At 52.5% G+C, this 17,464-nt stretch carries 14 protein-coding genes; 5 read left to right on the top strand and 9 right to left on the bottom strand.

Annotation, left to right across the window (positions count from 1 at the left end):
- Window positions 1–36: 36 nt before the first annotated feature.
- The 3 genes from U0026_RS11340 to hglS all read right to left on the bottom strand — a co-directional run bounded on the left by U0026_RS11340 (window position 37) and on the right by hglS (window position 4,697).
- The gene (locus U0026_RS11340) at window positions 37–1,692 is read right to left on the bottom strand and encodes a glucan biosynthesis protein D (RefSeq protein ID WP_062773714.1); all 1,656 of its coding nucleotides are present in this window, start codon (window positions 1,690–1,692) and stop codon (window positions 37–39) included.
- 112 nt (window positions 1,693–1,804) lie between these two features.
- Window positions 1,805–3,310 (bottom strand): carboxylesterase/lipase family protein, encoded by a 1,506-nt coding sequence (locus U0026_RS11335; RefSeq protein WP_062773716.1) that lies wholly within the window; start codon window positions 3,308–3,310, stop codon window positions 1,805–1,807.
- Window positions 3,311–3,353: 43 nt separating this feature from the next.
- On the bottom strand, window positions 3,354–4,697 hold the full coding sequence (gene hglS, locus U0026_RS11330; protein ID WP_062773717.1) for a 2-oxoadipate dioxygenase/decarboxylase HglS: 1,344 nt from the start codon (window positions 4,695–4,697) through the stop codon (window positions 3,354–3,356).
- Between the two features lie 227 nt (window positions 4,698–4,924).
- Between hglS and pcaH the strand changes: the two genes are divergently transcribed.
- The 3 genes from pcaH to U0026_RS11315 all read left to right on the top strand — a co-directional run bounded on the left by pcaH (window position 4,925) and on the right by U0026_RS11315 (window position 7,435).
- Entirely contained in the window at window positions 4,925–5,665 is a 741-nt protein-coding gene (gene pcaH, locus U0026_RS11325) for a protocatechuate 3,4-dioxygenase subunit beta (protein WP_062773719.1), read from the top strand.
- Window positions 5,662–6,282, top strand: a complete 621-nt coding sequence (pcaG, locus tag U0026_RS11320) for a protocatechuate 3,4-dioxygenase subunit alpha (protein ID WP_062773721.1) — start codon at window positions 5,662–5,664, stop codon at window positions 6,280–6,282. Before pcaH ends, pcaG begins: the two co-directional genes overlap by 4 nt.
- Window positions 6,283–6,511: 229 nt before the next feature.
- Complete coding sequence (locus U0026_RS11315) at window positions 6,512–7,435, top strand: LysR substrate-binding domain-containing protein (RefSeq protein ID WP_062773723.1); 924 nt, start codon at window positions 6,512–6,514, stop codon at window positions 7,433–7,435.
- Between the two features lie 39 nt (window positions 7,436–7,474).
- Here the strand turns inward: U0026_RS11315 and U0026_RS11310 are convergent, their stop codons facing one another.
- Complete coding sequence (locus tag U0026_RS11310) at window positions 7,475–8,374, bottom strand: hypothetical protein (RefSeq protein WP_062773725.1); 900 nt, start codon at window positions 8,372–8,374, stop codon at window positions 7,475–7,477.
- A gap of 536 nt (window positions 8,375–8,910) precedes the next feature.
- On the opposite strand from U0026_RS11310, the gene U0026_RS11305 reads away from it, so the two are divergent.
- Entirely contained in the window at window positions 8,911–11,286 is a 2,376-nt protein-coding gene (locus tag U0026_RS11305; protein WP_062773727.1) for a glucose/quinate/shikimate family membrane-bound PQQ-dependent dehydrogenase, read from the top strand.
- Between the two features lie 41 nt (window positions 11,287–11,327).
- Here U0026_RS11305 and U0026_RS11300 read toward each other — a convergent pair whose 3' ends face one another.
- The 5 genes from U0026_RS11300 to cybB form a co-directional block, all read right to left on the bottom strand.
- Window positions 11,328–13,019 carry a methyl-accepting chemotaxis protein gene (locus tag U0026_RS11300; RefSeq protein ID WP_062773729.1) on the bottom strand — a complete coding sequence of 564 codons (1,692 nt, stop codon included), beginning with the start codon at window positions 13,017–13,019 and terminating at the stop codon, window positions 11,328–11,330.
- Window positions 13,020–13,157: 138 nt separating this feature from the next.
- On the bottom strand, window positions 13,158–14,276 hold the full coding sequence (locus U0026_RS11295; protein ID WP_062773731.1) for an S-(hydroxymethyl)glutathione dehydrogenase/class III alcohol dehydrogenase: 1,119 nt from the start codon (window positions 14,274–14,276) through the stop codon (window positions 13,158–13,160).
- A 23-nt stretch (window positions 14,277–14,299) separates the two neighbouring features.
- Window positions 14,300–14,575 (bottom strand): metal/formaldehyde-sensitive transcriptional repressor, encoded by a 276-nt coding sequence (locus U0026_RS11290; protein WP_062773733.1) that lies wholly within the window; start codon window positions 14,573–14,575, stop codon window positions 14,300–14,302.
- A gap of 140 nt (window positions 14,576–14,715) precedes the next feature.
- Window positions 14,716–15,354 (bottom strand): leucine efflux protein LeuE, encoded by a 639-nt coding sequence (gene leuE, locus U0026_RS11285; RefSeq protein WP_062773734.1) that lies wholly within the window; start codon window positions 15,352–15,354, stop codon window positions 14,716–14,718.
- Window positions 15,355–15,426: 72 nt separating this feature from the next.
- On the bottom strand, window positions 15,427–15,954 hold the full coding sequence (gene cybB / locus U0026_RS11280; protein ID WP_062773736.1) for a cytochrome b561: 528 nt from the start codon (window positions 15,952–15,954) through the stop codon (window positions 15,427–15,429).
- Between the two features lie 227 nt (window positions 15,955–16,181).
- Here cybB and gap point away from each other — a divergent pair, with 227 nt between their 5' ends.
- Window positions 16,182–17,183 (top strand): type I glyceraldehyde-3-phosphate dehydrogenase, encoded by a 1,002-nt coding sequence (gene gap / locus U0026_RS11275; protein WP_062773737.1) that lies wholly within the window; start codon window positions 16,182–16,184, stop codon window positions 17,181–17,183.
- Window positions 17,184–17,464 lie beyond the last annotated feature (281 nt).

Genomic DNA, 17,464 nt, shown 5'->3' with positions numbered 1-17,464 from the left:
CCCGGCGTCGCTGTGCTCGGCCGGGCTACACTATCGTTATTTCATGATGCGGTCGTCAACGTATTGACGTTTGTCCGGTGCCGGTGGGAAATACTGATACAGCCAGGTTTCGCTGACGGCATCGCCCTGACAGCGCAGGAACAGACGCATGTCTACCGGGTCGGTCGAGTCCGAGGTTGGGTACCAGTCAAACAGGATTCGATACCCATCGAACGGTTCGACATAGAGGATCTCTATCTGCTTCGCTTCCCCGCTGGAGAGTGTGATCACCGGCTCGATGCCTTTCGGCGCGGCGGCTTTCAGATCGCCACCAACGAAATCGATAGCAAAACGACGTGACCATTTTTCCGGATAATGCTCGCCCGGCGCCCAGCCTTCCGGGAAACTGCCCATACCGGTACGGGTTGCCAGCACGCGGGCCAGAGGGGAACGAATCGGCGGCATCGCGCTCCAGTACAGACGATAGCTGAAGTTCAGCGTATCCCCCGCCTTCATCGGTTTTTCCGGCTGCCAGAAGCAGACGATATTATCCAACGTTTCCCCGGTGGTAGGGATTTCCATCAGGCTAACCGCCCCTTTCCCCCAATGGTTGCGCGGCTCTACCCACAGGCTTGGGCGCTTGTTGTACCAGCCCATCACATCCTGATAGTGTGTAAAATCGCGATCCAGTTGCAGCAGACCGAAGCCTTTCGGGTTTTTATCCTGATAGGCGTTGAACTGCAGCTTTTGCGGGTTATTCAGTGGACGGCAGATCCACTCACCGTTGCCCAGCCACATCGCCAGGCGATCCGAGTCGTGAATTTGCGGATGAATAGTGTCACAGACGCGGCGTTCATTGTTACCGCAGCTGAACATACTGGTCATCGGCGCAATGCCTAACTGTTTGATATCTTTACGGGCATAGATGTGATTTTCCACATCCATAATCACCTGTGCTTTTTCGCAGTGCACCACGAATTTATACGCACCGGTGACGCTGGCGCTATCGAGCAGCGCATAGACGGTAAAGGTGGTGGCGCCCGGTTTGGCCGTTTCAAACCAGAATGAGGTGAAGTCCGGAAACTCTTCCAGACTGTCGGTATAAGTGTCGATGGCAAGGCCGCGAGCGGAAAGACCGTACTGGTAGGTGCTATCCACCGCGCGGAAGTAGCTTGCGCCGAGGAACGAAACAATGTCGCGACGAGCCAGTTCCGGTGCTTTAAAGACGCGGAACCCGGCAAACCCGAGGTCGGTCTGACCTTCGAGCTGTTTGGTGTCAACACCCGCATCGTTGTACTGGAACAGTTCAGGACGAAAATGAATCTCACGCGCCTGCTGATTCGCGGGATCGAGCGAGAACATACGCACGCGGCGACGGAAGCCCATACCCACGTGGAAGAACTGCACATCGAGCTGACGCTCTTTGACGTTGTTCCACAGTGACTGCGAGGCGTCATACTGAATGCTGTTGTACGCCTGCGGGGTCAGATTGGCTAAAGTATCAGGCAACGCGCGCGGGGCACCGCTCCACGGCTGGCGCGATAAATCGTGCGCCATTGATTGCAGAACGCCGAAATCAAAGCGACGCGTCTGACCGTCAGCAATATCGGACTCCTGCGCCAGTGCGGCCTGAGAGAAAAGCGATGCAAAACCGGAAGTCCCGCATACGGTGGCAACAGCCATGGATGATTTAATAAAATGTCTGCGATTCATGCCTGGCAAAGCGTCCTTTTAAAGTCGGAAATTGCAAAATATAAATGGCTTCAATGACGCCCACTCTAGACAAAATTGATTGAGAATCCAATTGCTCACGCAACAAAATCTCTTAATCCAGACTGACGTGGTGTTTCATCACTCGTTTGAATAACGCCAACCGTGCACGCATAAAGCGATTCTCCACTTTAAAACCTGCCTGTTTGTGAATGCCGATACGTAACAAACGATCGCGCCCCCGAACCGCCGCAGGCCAGCGCACTGGCCCAGACAGCACGGTGTGGCTAATGCTGGCGTCACGGGCGAAGCTCACCCAATAGTCCGCTACCTGCCCGGCAAACGCGAGATCGCTTTCGGTCGCATAGTCGCGCGAGGGCGAAATTTGCCCCAGCGTATCAAAAACATACGGCACTTCGTTGCCGTGCCATGCACCGTGTAAATAGGTTTCATGTTCGGCCTCAGCCACATAATCAAACCAATAGCGCCAACAGGGCTGATTGATCCGTTGTTGCGCCTGCATCACTACATACCCCAGGGTAGTAAATGCCATATCACGGCACACTTGACGCCCCAATTCGACATCGTCCTTCACGCCCGGATACAACAGTTTGATCAACCCCAGACCCAACCGACGTTCACGACGCAGCTTTTGAATTTGACCGGCAAGGTCAACGCCAAACACCGCCATCACGCTGGCTTCATCGCTGTTAGAACCAATAAGGACGGGCATAGCATGCTGCTTACCGGCAAAGAAAACATCGAGCATCGGCTGCGGCAATACCGCATCGCCGACAATCGGTGCAGGGCCGGTGTTATACGGTGCCGGAAGCGACCAGAATAGCTCAGCAGGAATTTCGCGTAGCCTTTGCGCTGAGGCATTGGGAAGGTTGAGATGTGCGACAAGGTCTTCACCGCGCGCCAGCGCAGTGTCACGCGGCAGGTCGGGCAACGTATAGCCACTTTGGATAATCGCTTTTTGGAACAATCCCGAGGCTTTGGGCGATGCCATCAGCGACAGCACGCTGCGCGCTCCGGCAGACTCACCCATTAATGTGACGTTGTCACGGTCACCACCAAAGGCGGCGATATTGTTCTGCACCCAACGTAACGCGGCAATTTGGTCCATCAAGCCGAAGTTATAAAGCCGTTCACCCTCTTCCTCATCCAGCGCTGGATGGGCGAAAAAACCCAGATGTCCGAGTCGGTAGTTCAGAGTGACCACCACGACACCGCGCTGCGCCAGGGCCTTACCATCATACGGTGGCAGACCGCCCGCACCGATGGTAAACCCGCCGCCATGCAGCCAGACCATCACCGGTAATGCAGCGGTACGTTCGGCAGGAGACCAGATATTGAGATAGAGACAATCTTCAGAAAAGCGCCCCGGATCGCCGCCGCCCAGCTCCTGGCAGTACTCGCTGTTTTGCCAACTGGAGGCCGAAAAGGTATCCGCCTGGCGAATGCCTACCCACGGTGCAGGTGGCTGCGGAGCACGCCAGCGCAGAGAGCCGATTGGCGCGCGGCCATAGGGAATTCCGCGCCATAGATGAACGTCCTCATCCACAAGTCCTGACAACGTCCCTTGTTGGGTTTCTACTCGGGTTGAGGGGGTCTGCATGGTCTTCATCCTTTTAAACTGATTCCCATGCAGAGTACCTGTTTCAGAGCAGACCGCAACGCCGTTTGCTGCGCATCTCGGCTTCCTCATAAAGGCTGAACTCATTAAGCACGCTACGTCCCAGCGCCTGTTCGAAGGCTTCACGGCTGGCATTGCCGTGGCTTAGCGTGTGCGCATCACCACCGAGATTGGACTGGAAAATACCCGCCGCGCTGACCGGCAGAAAATCTTCGTAGGTAATCGGCTGCGCTTCAATCCAGCCGCGTTCAATCAATGGCTGCGGATCGTCGCCCGGGCGAATTGCCTGACGGTGTGCATCACCCGCGGGCGTCAGACGGTAGCGGAACCATGCCAGCCCCTGCTGACGCAGTAAAAACTCACTGTCTGGGAATGTTTTAAACACCGTTTGCAGATGGTGCTGGTGAGTCAAGTTGTCTTTCCCTACGCCCGCCTCGGCAAGCAGCTTGTCGTATAAGACGCGCCCTTTCGGCGTCAGCGCCGCCCCACGTTGTTCAATCTCACCAAAACGCGCGGTATGAGTGCCGCTAAGCTCACCGGCAAACTGCACCGGTTCTTCCAGCGCTTTAAAACTCGTCTGCCGTAATAGCAACGGCACAGCACGACGCGGTGGGCCTTCAATCACTGCTTTCGGTTCAATTCCGTACTTCGCCATCAGTGACTGCACTTGATCAATATCCAGCGTGCGCGGCGTTAAATGATTGATATGGCAACCCGGGAAGCAGACAACGTCAGCAATAAGCCGATGCTGCTGGTGGAGCGCTTCATAGGTCTGCTTATCCACCGTGGTATGACGATGCCAACGGAAGGTTTCCAGCGCTTCTCGCACAAACTCTTGTGCCTGTGTTGCGGTGAAACTGCCCTGCTCGTCGTGGATAGCCATCAACGCACGGCAGCGTGGCGTAAAGATGTCGCGTCGGGTAAGAATATTGGACGCTTTTTTCCGCAATTCCGGGGAATCGATCAGCTCCAGACGCAGTAGCGAGGTAAAGACGCGGAAAGGATTGCGTTGCAATGCCGCATCATCAATCGGGCGAAAAGCCGTGGAATGAACCGGAACGCCTGCTACCGAGAGATCATAATAACCCACCGGGTGCATCCCCATGATGGCGAACATCCGGCATAACGTTGCCAGTTCATCCGCCGTCCCAACGCGGATTGCGCCATGGCGCTCCACATTAAGACGCGCCAGTTCATCGGCGTTGGCCAGTTGCTCATGTAAGCGCGTGTTGTTTTCCAGCACTGCCAGGTTTACGTCAGCGACTAATGCCAGCAAAGTGCCGTATTGCGGGACTTCTTGCTGGTACATTGCCGACATTGCTTGTGAAAAGTCTTCCCGGATATCGTCCGCCGAAAGGGTGTGCGCCATGATGTCATGTCTCCTGTGACTATATGTGCAGTGTAGGAAAGCGAATGACGCTGCGCGGTAAGAATTTACAAAGTGTGATCCCGGCTACTGAGTTGATTTAGTGGGTGAATTTGTTGGCTTACATAACCACAGGTTATTCAAAGCACCGCTTAAATTCACTTTAAATTAACAATGCATTTACACACACTGTGTGCGGCAATAATAAAATACCCTACACGGAGCCACCTATGAGCACAAAATGGTCACCGCAAGAAGTCATTCATCGGGATTACAACAATCACCCGCCCGCCTATGCGCCGGGCTATAAAACCAGCGTGTTGCGCTCTCCGCGTAATGCCCTTATTTCGCTGCAAAATTCGCTGTCAGAGATCACGGGACCGGTCTTTTCCGAGAGAGATCTCGGCCCTCAGGATAACGACCTGATCCTCAATTACGCCAAAGACGGTTTGCCGATTGGCGAACGTATTATCGTCCACGGCTATGTGCGTGATGGTTTCGGACGTCCGCTGAAAAATACGTTGGTGGAGGTCTGGCAAGCAAACGCCGGGGGACGTTATCGTCATAAGAAAGATCAGTATCTGGCGCCGATCGATCCGAACTTTGGCGGCTGCGGGCGGGTCATGACCGATGAAAACGGCTACTACTTTTTCCGCACCATCAAGCCCGGCCCTTACCCGTGGCGTAACCAGGCCAGCGACTGGCGTCCATCGCATATCCATTTTTCCCTTTTTGGTGAGGCCTTCGCCCAGCGTCTGATTACCCAGATGTATTTTGAAGGCGATCCGCTGATTAAGCAGTGCCCTATCGTCAAAGCGATCAATAACGATGATGCGATTCGCACTCTGATTGCGGAACTGGATACCCATGCCGCAGTGCCGCTGGACTGTCTGGCGTATCGATTCGATTTAGTGCTGCGCGGGCAGCGCGCGACATTGTTTGAAAACCGTACTCAGGGGGCTGCACGATGAAAGATTATTTACCGGAAACCGCCTCACAAACCGCCGGGCCTTATGTGCATATTGGTCTGGCACCTGATGCCGCGGGCTTTCATATCTTCGAGAAAAACTTTGGTTCGACGCTGACCAACAGCCATACGTCGGGTGAGCACATCGCCATTGAAGGCCGGGTGTTTGACGGCTCAGGTACACCGGTGCGTGATGTGTTGATTGAAATCTGGCAGGCCAATGCCGAAGGCCGCTACAACCATATTGCCGACCAGCAGCAGGAAAAGCCGTTGGATGAAGATTTTCGTGGCTGGGGTCGTGCTTGTTCCAATTTTGACAGCGGCGTATGGCGTTTTGATACCATCAAGCCCGGTCAGGTTACCGGTCGCGATGGCCGGATGATGGCTCCCCACGTGAATCTGTGGATAGTGGCGCGCGGGATCAACATTGGCCTGAATACCCGGATGTATTTTTCCGACGAGCAAGACGCTAACGCCAACGATCCGGTGCTAAATATTATCGAGTGGGAAGTCCGCCGCCAGACGCTGATAGGCCGCCGAGAAACGCGGGGTAATGAAACCGTGTACTGTTTCGATATTTATCTACAGGGTGAACACGAAACGGTTTTCTTTGACGTTTAGCACAATGACTGTAGGCCGGATAAGGCGGTTACGCCGCCATCCGGCAACCCGCCCCACCATCTGATGCCGCATAGCCTTCAAATCGACCTATGTGTAACCCAATCACACGTCAACACCACAAAATACTTGTCTGTTAAACCCCTCAAATGTTAATAATAATTTGCTAGCAAGTTATCAAATTTAAACAACTTCACTTGTCACTGACACCGCTCTGTTTTTAACATTGCCTATGGAAAAAAACGTTCTCTTTAGTCAGCGCATTCGTCTGCGCCATCTCCACACTTTCGTGGCCGTCGCCCAGCAAGGAACTTTGGGGCGAGCGGCTGAAACCCTTAATTTAAGCCAACCTGCGCTGTCGAAGACGCTAAATGAACTCGAACAACTGACCGGGACACGTCTGTTTGAACGCGGTCGTCTTGGGGCCCAGCTTACCCTGACTGGCGAGCAGTTTTTAACCCATGCAGTGAAGGTTCTTGATGCTTTAAACACCGCAGGCCAGGCACTCATTCGTAAAGAAGGTGTTAATAATGATGTGGTGCGCATCGGCGCATTACCGACCGCAGCATTAGGCGTACTACCCGCCGTCATTGGCCCCTTCCACCAACAGCAAAAAGACGTGACCTTGCAAGTCGCGACCATGAATAACACCATGCTACTGGCGGCGTTGAAATCCGGTGATATCGATCTGGGTATTGGTCGCATGTCCGATCCGGAATTGATGACGGGATTAAACTACGAGCTGCTGTTTCTCGAATCATTGAAGCTGGTGGTTCGCCCAGACCATCCACTGTTACAAGAAAATATTACCCTAAGCCGCGTCCTGGAATGGCCAGTGGTCGTTTCGCCTAAGGGCACGGTGCCCCGACAAAATGCCGAAACGCTACTGCAAGGCCAGGGCTGTAAAATGCCGCCAGGTTGCATCGAAACGCTGTCGGCCTCGTTATCGCGCCAGCTTACGGTTGATTTTAACTACATCTGGTTCGTACCTTCCGGCGCGGTGAAAGAGGATTTACGGCGCGGTACGCTTACCGCCCTGCCTATTGCAACCCAGGGTCAGGGAGAACCAATTGGTATCCTGACCCGAGTCGATACTCCGTTATCTACGGGCGCGCAAATTTTACTCAGTGCTATACGAAAATCCGTGCCATCCTAATATCAACTTGCGGCCCGTGAGGGCCGCAAGCTGTCTGCCTCAGGCAGTGATATGAAGGTTATCCCATCTCATTTTAGGAAATGCGTCGATGGCGCTTTCCGAGGATAAATTGACCACTTGTATATTGTGCGACTGGCAATAGTCTTGAGCTGCCAAAAATGAATGATTGATATTGTCAAAATCCAGATTAAGTCGAGTGCCTAATTTATCCTGGGATGATTCATAAAACCGTGGAGTATTGAAATTATTCATATCCAACCCAACAATATAAATCTGCTTGTAACCCAAAAGACAAGCAATTTGCAACGCGGGATAGGTGACGGTTCCATAATCAAATAAAACCTCTTCGATTTTATCTGAAAAGCCGAAATTTTGGTGCCAATGATAATGGTCATTGCTGTTGTTTATTGGGCAGCGTGATAATAAAAAACGGTTAATGAGTGAACTTGATGCAGTTTCGAAAATTTTAATCTGACAGCGAACATCTTTAAATGGAATGTTTGAAAAAATAGAATCCAGACTGTTATACGTACAAAACAAGACCAATTCTTCTCGTGCGACAATCTCTTTCACCAGCGAAAGTCTCTCGCGGACAAAGTCTCTGTCAATGATGACGTACCACTCAAAGTGGACGTTTCTCATTGAAAATGCACCATTTACCCCCAGGTAATCAAAGGAGTCATCAAAGAATCGCCTATCAATCTGATTCACCGAGGGCCCGGTAGCCATAATCACTAGCGGTTTCGTTTTCTCGCAAATGTGGAGATCGATGTTTGTGATTCTATGACGTTTAAAATAAACATCACCAAGTTGTCCGGAGGCATACCGTTCAACCTTAAAGAAAGGCCATAGATTTTTATTGTGATGATACTTTTTGGCGTGGGTACTGCGATAAATAGTTTTGCAAATCCATTTTGAAAACTTATCAATCCCTGACATTTAAATTAATTCCACAAATTATATTGTTAAAAATGATATATTCTCCAGGTATATATCTCCGTCATGCATTATGTGCAGATAAGGCGTTCCTGTTTCGTGACAATTATAAATGTAATATACCTTTCTCGTAATTTACGCTGAAGGTCCTAAACAGGACTTTATCTATTGATAAAATCAGTGTATCGCTTGCCGCAAGATTTTCACTCGACCGTCCTGGCCACTAATGACACGGGTAAATCCCTTCCCTCAAACCACACCGTACCCTGCCTCCCGACAACACAATCAAGCAGGCGCTATCTGCTCGTAAAGCGTGCTGATACGCAATAAATGCGAAATTATTTTTTAACAATTGCGCAATGCAATTTAACAGCTTTATCATATCCATAAGTTAACCAAATGGTTCATTGGTAGTTACGTCAATGAACTAAATCACTTAGTTAGAAGCAAAAATATATTTCATTCAAAACACCAGCACGGGATTGATGATTTTTTTGGTTCATCCCGCGTGCATTTTCTGCTGTCGCAAGGAGAACAGTATGGCAACTGGCAACGTGCCACGAGGATTCCCACGAGTCCTGCAGTGGCTTCTTATCGGTCTGATGATGGTTATCGGACTGGCTATCGGTGTACTCGGGGCAAAACTTGCCTCCGTTGGCGGCACCTGGTTTTTTGCCCTGATGGGGCTGGTTATGGTGGTCAGCGCCATTCTGATCGCGCGTAACCGCCGTGGCGGCATTGTGCTGTATAGCCTGGCGTTTATCGTCGCAGTTATATGGTCAATCAGCGATGCGGGCTGGGAATACTGGCCACTCTTCTCACGCCTGTTTGCTTTCGGCGTACTGGCGCTGTTAAGTGCGCTGGTTTGGCCGTATATGTCTAAGGCCACGGTCGTCAGAAAAGGGGCCGCATGGGGTCTGGCTGCGATACTCGCCGTCGTTCTGTTGGCTAGCCTTGGCTGGATGTTCAAACCTCAGGCTCTGGTGTCAGCCACCGAAGCCGTTCCGGTCAAACCGGTCGCAGCCGGGGAAGAACAAAAAAACTGGGAACACTGGGGGAATACCACCCACGGTGACCGTTTCGCGGCTCTGGATCAGATCAACAAGCAGAATATCGATAAGTTGCAGGTTGCCTGGGTGGCACACACCGGCGATATCCCATTGAGCAACGGTTCGGGGGCTGAAGATCAGAACACCCCGTTACAGGTCGGTGATACCCTGTTCGTCTGTACGCCATACAGCAAAGTGCTGGCGCTAGACGTTGATAGCGGTAAAGAGAAATGGCGTTATGATTCGAAAGCCACTGCTCCCAACTGGCAACGCTGCCGTGGTCTTGGCTATTTTGAAGATACCCAAGCCCTTACTACACCGGCCTCCGCCACATCGCCAGCCGCCTGCCCGCGCCGCCTCTTCCTGCCTACCACCGATGCCCGTCTTATCGCCATCAATGCCGATAACGGCAAACTGTGCGACGATTTTGGCGACCACGGCGTGGTGGATCTGAGCATTGGGATGGGTGAAATTAAACCGGGTTATTACCAGCAAACCTCTACTCCGTTAGTCGCGGGGAATGTGGTGGTTATTGGTGGACGCGTTGCCGATAACTTCTCCACCGACGAACCACCAGGAGTGGTGCGCGCCTATGACGTTCGCACCGGTAAGCTCGCCTGGGCATGGGATCCGGGTAATCCTAACCTGACCGGTGCGCCGCCTGAAGGCCAGACCTATACGCGCGGTACGCCGAACGTCTGGTCAGCGATGTCCTACGATGCGAAGCTGAATCTGGTGTATCTGCCAACCGGCAACGCCACGCCGGATTTCTGGGCCGGTGAACGTACCGCGCTTGATGATAAATACAGCTCATCTATTGTTGCCGTTGATGCTACAACCGGCCAGGTACGCTGGCATTATCAGACCACTCACCACGATTTGTGGGACTTTGACCTCCCGTCTCAACCGCTGCTTTATGATTTACCCGATGGTAAAGGCGGCACCACACCGGTGCTGGTTCAGACCAGTAAACAGGGCATGATCTTTATGCTCAACCGCGAAACCGGCCAGCCGGTCGCGAAGGTCGAAGAACGCCCGGTGCCACAAGGCAATGTCGAAGGTGAGCGGTATTCCCCAACGCAGCCATACTCTGTCGGCATGCCGATGATTGGCAATGAAACGCTGAAAGAGTCTGACATGTGGGGCGCGACGCCGGTTGACCTGCTGCTGTGCCGTATTCAGTTTAAAGAGATGCGTCACGAGGGGATCTTCACGCCACCGGGCACTGATCGTTCACTTCAATATCCGGGATCGCTTGGCGGTATGAACTGGGGCAGCGTTTCGGTTGATCCGAACAACAGCCTGATGTTTGTCAACGATATGCGTTTGGGGCTGGCGAACTACATGGTACCGCGTGCCAATGTGGCTAAAGATGCCAGCGGTATTGAGATGGGGATTGTGCCGATGGACGGTACACCGTTTGGCGCGATGCGCGAGCGCTTCCTGTCACCGCTGGGCATTCCGTGTCAGAAACCGCCATTTGGTACCATGTCAGCGGTCGATTTGAAATCTGGCAAGATTGTCTGGCAGGTGCCGGTCGGTACCGTTGAAGATACGGGCCCGCTGGGTATTCGCATGCATATGCCAATCCCTATCGGGATGCCTACGCTTGGGGCATCGCTGTCGACTCAGTCTGGCCTGCTGTTCTTTGCGGGTACTCAGGATTTCTACCTGCGCGCGTTTGATACCGCAACCGGTAAAGAGATCTGGAAAGACCGTCTGCCGGTTGGCAGCCAGTCCGGCCCGATGACCTATGTCTCGCCGAAAACCGGCAAACAGTACATCGTCATTAACGCCGGTGGCGCCCGCCAGTCACCGGATCGCGGTGATTATATTATTGCTTACGCGTTACCTGACGCGAAGTAAGTCTAAACCCCGTAGCCGCCAGGTTACGGGGTTTTCTTTCCCTAGAATGTTTCCCAGTTATCCGCGCCTGCTACCGCCGGACGATTCGGCGCAAAGGCAGGCTTAGCACTGACTTTTACCGGTTCGGCCCGTTTCGAGTCCTGAAGACGGAATGTCCCTACCGCCTGCGTCAGACGTGCAGCCTGCTCCTCAAGTGAGGCGGCCGCTGCTGAAGCTTCCTCCACCAGCGAGGCGTTTTGCTGGGTGACGTTATCCATTTCGGTCACCGCCTGGCTGACCTGTTGAATGCCGCGATTCTGCTCATCCGATGCCGCCGCGATCTCCAACATAATATCGGTCACACGTTTTACCGCATCTACAATATCGGTCATGGTCGAACCCGCACGGACAACCTCACTTGAACCGCGCTCAATCAGCGTCACCGACTCGCTAATCAGCCCCTCAATTTCCTTCGCTGCCTGGGCGCTCCGGCTTGCCAGCGTGCGAACTTCACTGGCGACAACCGCAAAGCCACGCCCCTGTTCACCCGCACGCGCCGCTTCAACCGCCGCATTCAGCGCCAGAATATTGGTCTGGAAAGCAATGCTGTTAATGACTGAAGTAATTTCAGAGATTTTTTTCGAGCTACTTGAAATGCTGCCCATCGTCGAAACAACGCCCGACACGAGCTGTCCGCCGCGCGTGGCTTTACCGGACGCATCTTCCGCTAGTTTGCTGGCATGATGAGCGTTATCCGCATTCTGTTTCACCGTGGAGGTCAGTTGTTCCATGCTGGCTGCCGTCTGCTCGATAGCCGCCGCCTGCTGCTCGGTGCGCGAAGAGAGATCGGTGTTACCCATGGAGATTTCACTAGTGCCGCGATAAATTTCTTCCGCGCCCTGGCGCACTGTGCCTACGGTCTGCACTAACGCATGCTGCATTTTTTGCAGATTACCAATCAACTGGCCAATTTCGCTGCGGCCCACCGGTTCATCGGTCATGGTCAGGTCACCGCTGGCAATTTGCGCGATTCGCGAACCTGCACGTTGTAATGGCAGGATGACCACACGGCGCAGAGTCGTGAAGGTGATAATCGTCATTAACACCGCCAGTACAAACGCACCGATCATAAACATCACGCCCAACGTGGTGCGATTATGCGCAAGTTCAGTCAGTTGAGCCGCGCGCGCGGTACGGATATCAATCACCTTCAAGCGTACGTCATTATAGGCATCATCAAGGGTGCGAGCCTGCTCGGTTTCATAATTGAGAATGGCCTCAAACATACCGTTTTGCGCGTACTTCAACATCGGCTTCATACCTTCCAGATAGGCGTTGTAGCGCTGGTTCATTTCGTTATCCAGCGCCCTATCTGCTGCGGTTTTGACGCCTCTGTCGGCATAAACTTTAAAGCCATCCTGCGAACGTTTTATCCACGCTTGTGCGGCGGCCAGGTTCTTCTTCATGCTGTCCATTTCCGCAATGCGGCTGTCTGCGCCAGCATGGATCATCATCAAGCGAGCTTCTCGCAGATAGTTGGCGCTATCGGAAAGCCCGACGCGCACCTGTAGCTCATGGGTGACATCACGCTGGTCGACATCGGATTTCCACATGAAATAGCCGGCAAGTCCTGCGCTCAGCGCAAATAACAGTAAAATCCCCCCCAAAACGGAACCGAAAAATGGCACCAGACGGATGTGGTGTAAAAAACCGATTTTTTGCGAGCGAGCCGGCTGCGCGGATGTTTTTTCCATGAGTTAACTCTCTGTGTACTTGAAGTAAGTAATAGAGTCATCGGCCATTGCCGCTAATTTCTTATCAGGAAAGGTGGAAAACGCTGGGCGGGTCACAAATCAAAATACCAGCGGGAGAGTTCCCGCTGGTTGAGGGCATTATTTATCGCCGAAATGAATCACGGTGCGGATTGATTTGCCTTCATGCATCAAATCGAACGCCTCGTTAATCTGCGTCAAAGGTAGGCGGTGAGTGATAAACGGATCGAGCTGAATTTTGCCCGTCATCGCGTCTTCTACCATTCCCGGCAGCTGCGTGCGGCCTTTTACGCCACCAAAAGCAGAACCGCGCCATACGCGACCGGTGACCAGCTGGAACGGACGGGTTTTGATTTCCTGGCCTGCGCCTGCGACACCGATGATGATGCTCTCACCCCAGCCTTTGTGGCAGCATTCCAGCGCAGAACGCATCACGTTGACGTTACCGATACACTCAAAGCTGAAATCAACGCCGCCGTCGGTCAGCTCAACAATCACATCCTGAACCGGCTTGTCTGAGTCTTTCGGGTTGATAAAGTCGGTGGCGCCCATTTCTGCCGCCAGCTTGAACTTCTCTGGGTTGGTGTCCACCGCCAGAATACGCCCGGCCTTCGCCTGTACCGCACCCTGAATAACCGCCAGACCAATGCCGCCAAGACCGAATACCGCCACGGTATCGCCTTCTTTCACTTTTGCGGTGTTATGTACCGCACCGATACCGGTGGTCACGCCACAGCCCAGCAGACAGACTTTATCGAGCGGTGCTTGTGGGTTGACCTTCGCCAGCGAGATTTCTGCGCACACGGTGTATTCACTGAAGGTACTGGTACCCATATAGTGATAAATCGGCTCACCGTTATAGGAGAAACGGGTGGTACCGTCAGGCATCAGGCCTTTACCCTGCGTGGCGCGCACCGCCTGACAGAGGTTGGTTTTACCTGACTTACAGAATTTACACTCACCGCATTCTGCGGTGTATAACGGAATAACGTGGTCGCCAGCTTTCAGGCTAGTAACGCCTTCGCCCACTTCCACCACCACACCGCCGCCTTCATGGCCAAGCACCGCCGGGAATAGGCCTTCCGGATCATCGCCAGATAGCGTAAAGGCATCCGTGTGGCAAACGCCGGTATGGGTGATTTTGACCAGCACTTCACCTTTCTTTGGCGGTGCGACGTCAATTTCAACAATTTTCAGCGGCTGACCGGGGCCAAACGCAACTGCAGCACGTGATTTCATAGCTGTCTCTTCCGTTGTGATGTTTATTTTAAATAGGATCGTAGCAGATGACCGACTTCCGTCATGCGCAATGCACGCTGGTCTGGCGTCGTTTCGCCGCTAACCAGTTCGTCTTTGAGATGCATCTCAACCATTTCGCCCATCAGGCCGTTGGACGCACCGCGAATGGAGGCGATTTGTTGCAGGATGGTCAGACAGGATTCACCTGACTCGATCGCGCGTTCAAGTGCCTCAACCTGCCCTTTGATACGGCGAACGCGGGTGAGTGCGCGTTTTTTGTCTTCAGGTGAATGCGGCATTAAGCCTCCTTTAGTATAGGGGGGTATACTATATAAAAAAGCAGAGATTGTAAAATCGATGTTGCATTAAAAGGGAAATGGAGCCGAGAGATGGCTTCAGAAGTAGGCCGGATAAGCGAAGCGCCATCCGGCATCACAACTCAGGACTGTAATGTTGCCAATCGGGCTGCAAAACCGACAAACACCAGGCCAATCAAACTGTTACCAATCTTCGCCAGTTTCTTGCGCGTTTTAACATAGCGCGTCACCAGCGAACCGGACACGATCAGGAAGCTCAGGTAGATAAAACTCACCAGCTCCAACGTCAGCGCCAGAATAAAGAATGCCAGCCCCGGCGTTTTGGCATGCACATCAATAAACTGCACGAAGAACGAAACGTAAAACAGGATGGCTTTCGGATTCGTCAGGCTCAGCGTCAGCGCGCGCTTAAAGATAGCATGACCCGGTTCAGGCTCTTCTTCCTTACCTGCCGTTTTACGCTTTAACGTGCTATAGAGCATCTTGCCGCCGAGATACAACAGATAGAGCGCGCCAAGATAACGTACGATATTAAACAGCAGCGGCGTGGTTTTAATCAGCGTCGCAACGCCTGCGAAAGAAAGAGACATTAGCACGGCATCGCCGATAAATACCGCCAGCGCGGCCATGTATCCCTTACGGATACCGTGCGCAACGCCGGTTTTCAGCACGAAGAAGGTATTTGGCCCCGGCACCAGAATAATAAAAATAGCGCCGAGTAAATACGTCCAGTAATTCAGTACGCCAAAATCTGCGAACACCCTGTTCTCCTTCATACATAACAAAAATAGATGACGTATGGTAACGCAGAGACCAGGGAGTTTAAAGGCCAGTTAACGCTTGCGTGGCATCATGCGCAGCAGCGTGTTGTCTTTCCAGAAATAGTGATGCGCCAGCGCAGCGAGCGCGTGTAAACCAATCAGCCAGTAGCCGAGATTCGCCAGCAGAATATGGTAATGCTTGAGGGTATCGACCAGGTCGAAATTGCCTTCAGCGGCGTGCGGCATAACCAGACCGAATGCCAGCCATGGATTGCCCCGGTTATACATCATCACCAGGCCAATAATCGGTAACGCGATAAACAGCAGATAAATCGCCAGGTGCCCAAGATGCGCCATGCCGGTCATCATCGGCTTCGGTTTTGGAACAATCGGCGGTGCCGGGCGTTTTAGCCGCACGAGTAAACGCGCCACCATCAGCACCAGAATGCTGATTCCGCAGGAAACATGCACCATGTTAATCAGCGGTCGGTCACTTCGTGGAAAGAATCCACGTAATTCCATCGCTGCGTAGGCCACCACAACCAAAAGAAAAACCAACCAATGGATGGCAATTTGTAAGCGGGAATACTTGTCGTTCATCGCCTGAGCACTCTAATAAATAACAATAGAGAGCAAAGTATCCATCTTTCATTAAAAATTCATTAACTTTTTCAAATCGATACAAATTAATTTATTACCCTGATATTGCCCTTACCCGAGGACTGAACTAAGCCTGGACAGGTGAAATACATAATCCGCATTTATCTATCAGGCGTTTTTTAAGCATGTGCCATTGGGGTGACGCCCATCACTGACAGGAGAGCACCATGAGTAAGATTGGTATTAACGGGTTTGGGCGTATCGGCCGCCTGGTTCTACGCCGTTTATTGGAAGTATCCAGCAGTCATGAAGTCGTGGCGATTAACGATCTGACTTCCCCAAAAGTTCTGGCGTACTTACTCAAGTACGACTCAAACTATGGGCCGTTCCCATGGAGCGTGGATTTTACGGATACCACGCTGATTGTGAACGGTAAAACCATTAACGTGTACGCTGAGAAAGAGGCGAAGAATATTCCGTGGACGGCGCAAGGCGCAGAGATTATTGTCGAGTGTACCGGTTTCTACACCTCCACCGAAAAATCACAGGCGCACCTGGATGCTGGGGCGAAAAAAGTGCTGGTTTCCGCCCCTGCCGGTGAGATGAAAACGCTGGTCTTTAACGTTAACGACGATACGCTCAATGCCAGCGATAAAATCATCTCAGTCGCATCGTGTACCACGAACTGTCTGGCCCCAATGGCGAAAGCGCTCAATGACGCCTTCGGCATTGAACTGGGCACCATGACCACCATCCATGCTTACACTGGTACACAGTCGCTGGTCGATGGTCCTCGAGGTAAAGATTTACGCGCATCCCGCGCGGCGGCGGAGAATATTATTCCGCATACCACCGGGGCGGCAAAAGCCATTGGGCTGGTGATCCCAGCACTCAGCGGCAAGCTGAAAGGCCATGCGCAACGAGTACCAACCAAAACCGGCTCCGTCACCGAACTGGTGTCCATCCTCAGTCAAAAAGTCACCGCTGACGAAGTGAATCTGGTGATGAAAAACGCCGCACAGAATAATGAATCTTTTGGCTATACCGAGGATGAAATTGTCTCATCCGATATTATCGGCAGCCATTTTGGTTCCGTATTTGATGCCACACAGACGGAGGTCAGCGAAGCGGGCGAGCTGCAATTGGTAAAAACCGTCTCGTGGTATGACAACGAATACGGTTTTGTGACCCAGTTAATTCGTGTGCTGGAGAAGTTCGCCAAAATGTAACCATGTGGCGGGGCTATCACCTGAGGTATCCCCATGAAAAATCAGGCACGATGTGCTCCCTCTCCCTTTTTAAGGGAGAGGGCTGGGGTGAGGGTTAATGCACTGTTATTAAAGTAAATGTTATTTCCTTCTCGGATCCAGACAGCCCCTCACCCTAACCCTCTCCCCAAAGGGGCGAGGGAACCGAACAGTGCAATTTTCCCATTCAGAGCAATACGTTAACCAAAACGCTATCTCCGCACATTTTCCGTCTGTCGGCGCGAGTATAGTGTTTCACTCTT

The organism is Kluyvera intermedia (genome assembly GCF_034424175.1).
Lineage (GTDB): Bacteria > Pseudomonadota > Gammaproteobacteria > Enterobacterales > Enterobacteriaceae > Kluyvera > Kluyvera intermedia.
This window is presented reverse-complemented; position numbering and strand designations above follow the sequence as displayed.